The 5,219-nt window shown below is 49.1% G+C and carries 4 protein-coding genes; all 4 read right to left on the bottom strand.

Annotated features, from left to right (window positions below):
* Positions 1 to 253 precede the first annotated feature (253 nt).
* A complete protein-coding gene (locus tag EDC32_RS16015; RefSeq protein WP_132223952.1) occupies positions 254 to 1,900 on the bottom strand; it encodes a glycerol-3-phosphate dehydrogenase/oxidase in 1,647 nt (548 codons plus the stop codon).
* A gap of 121 nt (positions 1,901 to 2,021) precedes the next feature.
* Positions 2,022 to 3,518: a glycerol kinase GlpK gene (glpK, locus tag EDC32_RS16020; protein WP_132223955.1), complete on the bottom strand. Its 1,497-nt coding sequence runs from the start codon at positions 3,516 to 3,518 to the stop codon at positions 2,022 to 2,024.
* Positions 3,519 to 3,541: 23 nt separating this feature from the next.
* Complete coding sequence (locus EDC32_RS16025; RefSeq protein ID WP_132223958.1) at positions 3,542 to 4,252, bottom strand: MIP/aquaporin family protein; 711 nt, start codon at positions 4,250 to 4,252, stop codon at positions 3,542 to 3,544.
* Between the two features lie 181 nt (positions 4,253 to 4,433).
* Positions 4,434 to 4,991, bottom strand: coding sequence for a glycerol-3-phosphate responsive antiterminator (locus tag EDC32_RS16030; RefSeq protein WP_022739202.1), 558 nt, complete (start codon positions 4,989 to 4,991; stop codon positions 4,434 to 4,436).
* Between the last annotated feature and the right edge of the window lie 228 nt (positions 4,992 to 5,219).

Raw genomic sequence — 5,219 nt, forward strand, 5'->3', positions numbered from 1 at the left:
CGGTATCTCCTCGGTGATTTGCAACATCGACGATCTAAGAAGGATCTCCTTCTTAACCTCGTTGCTTTATTCCATATCTAATTTTCAAGGTGCGTTTCTTTGTTATCACCGCATCGCGGCGACAAGTAATAATGTACCACGGCTCAAAAATAAATGCAACCCTTTTTTATAAAAAAATCTCCCTCATCATGTGATAAGGGAGATCGGCCGTCTGCACGTTGCACCATCACGGCCATTCGCATTACTTGACACCTCAGTCGGAAACCACTTCCGTGACATAGCGAATTTCTTGCTCCAACTCCTGCTCCCGACGCATACGAGTCTGCTCATCCCATGCGCAGTGATCAGCCATCAAGTCAACCACTCCTGCTTGCCAGCGCTTAACCCAGGCGATGTCAAACAGCATCGCACCCGTGCGGCGCAACAGATAGTCCACAGGCGTTTGAACCATTTCATGTTGTAACCCATACATGAGGGAAGCATACAATTCAAGCGGAATGCCATATCGCTTTGCTGCCGCTTTCCCGTCAGCCGTTGACCATTGGTAGACATGATCCACATTGGAGCCGTACAACCGGGTCAACCATCCTGCTTGCTGCTCAGAAAAGCCCAGCTCCACACCTTGTTTGATTTTTTCCTTTACAAATGCTTCAAAGCCGGCAGATCCACCCACGTCCCCTCCGGAAATCGGAATGCGATCCGTGTGGCACGCAGCAAACGTTTTCCCTGTTTCCTGTTGCAGTTCTTTCGCAACCAGGTTAACCACCTTCTCAGCCATTTTGCGGTATCCAGTGAGTTTACCTCCCGCAATGGTGATTAAACCGGATTTGGAATGGAAGATTTCATCTTTACGAGAGATCTCTGACGGGGATTTCCCTTCTTCATGAATCAGCGGACGAACGCCAGCCCAAAATGTCTCCACATCAGCTTGGGTTAATTTAACTTCTGGAAACATGCTGTTAACAGCAGAAATGAGATAATCCCGGTCTGTTTCTGTCACGCGGGGATGGACGAGATCATCCCGATAGTCTGTGTCGGTCGTCCCGATATAGGTTTTGCCGTCGCGCGGAATGGCAAACACCATCCGCCCATCCTCCGTATCGAAGTAGATCGCTTGCCGCAATGGGAAACGGCCACCATCCACCACAATGTGAACCCCTTTGGTCCAGTGTAGCGTTTTTCCGTGTTTGGACCCATCCATCTCCCTCAACTCATCTACCCAAGGGCCGGTGGCATTGACGATCTTTTTGGCACGGAGAGTATATTCTCCCCCTGAGATCTGATCCCGCACTTTGACTCCGTTCACTTTGCCGTTTTCATACAGTAACTCAGTCACTTTCACATAGTTGAACACTTCGGTGCCGTATTCGACAGCCTTTTTCATCACTTCCAGCGTCAATCGGGCATCATCCGTACGATACTCTACATAATAACCCGAACCTTTCAATCCTTCTTTCCGCAACAACGGCTCTTTGCGCAAGGTCTCCTCTTTGTTCAACATCTGGCGCCGCTCACTTTTCTTTACACCAGCCAACCGGTCATACACAGCCAAGCCGACGGAGCTTGCCAATTTGCCGTATGTGCCACCCTTGATGATCGGCAACATCATCCATTCAGGAGTGGTGACATGCGGTCCGTTCTCATACACAATGGCCCGTTCTTTTCCCACTGCGGCCACCAATTGCACTTCCAGTTGCTTCAGGTAGCGCAGACCCCCGTGCACCAGCTTGGTTGACCGGCTGGATGTACCGGCACCGAAATCCTGCATCTCTACCAATACCGTGTTGATACCGCGCGATTGCGCGTCAAGGGCGATGCCCGCACCGGTAATTCCCCCACCAATCACCAGCAATTCCACTTCATCTTTGATCGCGCTCAACCGCTCTTGTCTGCCGTTCATGACTGATCCTCCTTTGTGATAAATAAAAAAACCACATAATCCCTTATGCTGTTTAGCGCATAAGGGTATGTGGTTTGTCTCCGTATCTCCATAACCTATTAACTTGTGCTCATTCACGTGGTTACGGCTTAAAAGCCCGTGTGGCTTCAACCGCTTGTACCCATCCATTGTATAACTTTTTCCGCTCTTTGTCATCCATCTGGCTAACAAAGATTTCATCCCGGTGCCAGTGGCGGGCGATTTCGTTTTTGTCTGCCCAATATCCGACAGCCAATCCTGCCAAATAGGCAGCACCCAGCGCAGTTGTTTCCAACACGGTGGGCCGCTCAACCGGCACGCCCAAAATATCACTTTGAAACTGCATTAAGAAACGGTTGGCGGTAGCTCCCCCATCCACACGCAGCTTTTTCAGTTGGATTTCGGAATCTTGTTCCATTACCGCCAGCACATCTTTGGTTTGGTACGCCAACGACTCCAGCGTCGCCCGAGTGAAGTGGGCGTCGGTCGTACCGCGGGTCAAACCGAACACAGCGCCACGGGCATCCTGATCCCAATAAGGCGTTCCTAATCCGACGAACGCAGGAACAACATAAACTCCGTCAGTGGAATCCACTTGAGTAGCCAGTGTTTCAGATTCGGCAGCAGTCTTAATCATTTTCAATCCGTCGCGCAACCACTGCACCGCGGAACCGGCGATAAAAATGCTTCCTTCAAGCGCATACTCCACTTTTCCATCCAAGCCCCAAGCAATGGTTGTAAGCAAACCATGTTTGGACGGTACTGCTTTCTCCCCTGTATTCATCAACATAAAGCAACCCGTGCCATAAGTGTTTTTGGCCATGCCCTGTTCAAAGCACGCCTGGCCAAACAACGCCGCTTGCTGGTCACCCGCAATTCCCGCGATCGGAATCTCAGCATCATCCAACACACCCTTGGCCGTCTTGGCAACCACCCCGGAAGACGGACGAACCTCTGGTAACATGGATGCTGGAACAGTCAAAATGTCGAGCAATTCTTCATCCCATTTCAGCTCATAGATGTTATACATTAACGTCCGCGAAGCATTGGTGTAATCTGTGACATGCACTTGACCACCAGTCAACTTCCAGATCAGCCAGGTATCGATGGTGCCAAACAACAGGTCTCCACGTTCCGCTTTTTCTCTCGCACCTTCCACATGATCCAAAATCCATTTCACTTTGGTCCCGGAAAAATACGCATCAATCAGCAAACCCGTCTTACTACGAAATAGGTCATTCCATCCTTGAGCAACCAATTCATCGCAAATGGCCGAAGTTTGTCTGGATTGCCATACAATCGCGGAGTGAACAGGCTTACCTGTATGCCGATCCCATACCACCGTTGTTTCGCGTTGGTTGGTAATGCCGAGCGCAGCAATTTGACTGGCTGTAATGCCTGCTTCTCTGATCGCTTGATTCATAACACGATGCACAGATTCCCAAATTTCTTCCGCATCATGTTCCACCCAGCCCGGCTGCGGAAAGTATTGTGTGAATTCCTGTTGAGCAATGGTTACGATGTGACCCTTATGGTCAAATAGAATCGCCCGGGAGCTTGTCGTCCCTTGGTCAATCGCCAGTATATATTGGTTGGACATATCCTCTCACCCTTTCGCTGGTATCAATACACATATCCGTAAAGCAACGCGGCCAATACAGCTCCGACAACCGGCCCGACAACCGGAATCCAAGCATAACCCCATTGGGACGACCCCTTGCCCGGAATCGGCAAAATGGCGTGAGCCAACCGTGGCCCTAGGTCTCTGGCAGGATTGATGGCATAACCGGTCGTTCCCCCGAGCGACATACCGATCGCCACAATTAAAAAGCCTACAATCAAGGTTTTCAATCCGTCTGCAAACACCACACCTTCTCCGCCCATGGCGAGCAACGCAAATACTAACACAAATGTACCAATGATTTCACTCAACAAATTTGAAGGCGTGTGTTTAATAGCAGGTGCTGTTGCGAAGACGGCCAACTTATCATCTTGACTCTCCGTTTTAGTCCAATGGGGATAATAGTGCAACCACACCAACACCGCTCCCAAAAAGGCCCCTAACATTTGGGCGACAATCATACTACCCACTTCTGCCCATGCCAGCTTCCCGGCTATGGCAAAAGCGATCGTCAAGGCAGGATTCAAATACGCCCCGCTGATATGACCAACCATGTACGCAGCTATCATAACGGCCAAACCCCAGCCCAACGTAATGACAACCCAGCCAGCTTGGTAGGCTTTAGACCGCTGCAACACAACGCCGGCTACAACTCCGTTCCCCAACAAGATTAACATCATCGTTCCTAGCAACTCAGCGGTAAAGTGAGACATCCTATTCCTCCTTTGCTCAAATGAGTATCAAAAAAGAGTCACCAAGCTTCCCCCTCGTTCCATCGAACCAGGGGCCTCAGTGACTCTCATCGACTCATGTCAGCTATGAACTTAATCTCAAGCATATTTGGAAGCGCTATCAACACCATTGTAAATAATTATCACATAAATTTCAATACTTTCATTTGATATGCCACAATTTTTTATTCGACGACGTGATGGCAACCGCTCCTGCTTCTAACGCCGACTCAAGCTCTTGCTTGGTGCGGATCAAGCCTCCAGCCAAAATCGGGATCTTGGTGATTTCCGCCACTTCTTTAATTACATGGGGAATGATTCCAGGGAGCACTTCGATGTAATCCGGTTGAGACAATTGCAACAATCGGTAACTGGTTTCCAAGGCATGGGTATCCAGCAGAAATACGCGCTGAATGGCAATAATTTTTCGTTTTTTGGCAACTTGCACCACCGGCGTACGGGTTGAAATCAGCCCCGCTGGCTTAACCATTTGACAAAGAAACTCAGCCGCATATTCGTCATTTTTGAGCCCTTGGATCAAATCGACGTGCAAAATGACTTTCTTCTGATGTTGATGGGCTAATCTCATCAAGGGAGGTAATTGGGCGAGGTGACAATCCAGCATCACAATATACTCGTACGAACTTTCCAACAGCTTTTCAAAGTCCTTCACACTTTTGGCAGCTGGCAAAAGCCTTTGTTTTTGAAAATGCGTCTTCATCCCATTCTTCCTTTCCATCATTAAAGCGTTATCCGATTCACCCATGATACCACAAACAGATGGAAAAATTAAAAGCCCCTTCACCAAAGCGTGAAGGGGCTTCCGTTGTTCCCTGAAAACTAAAGAGTGAGTGTCACGTGACCCAAGAAAATGATCGATAATGCTCTAGAAAGAGCTCCTTAGAAAGGAGGTGATCCATCCCCACCTTCCGGTAGGGATACCTTGTTA

The sequence above is a fragment of the Laceyella sacchari genome, assembly GCF_004343255.1.
GTDB classification, from domain to species: domain Bacteria; phylum Bacillota; class Bacilli; order Thermoactinomycetales; family Thermoactinomycetaceae; genus Laceyella; species Laceyella sacchari.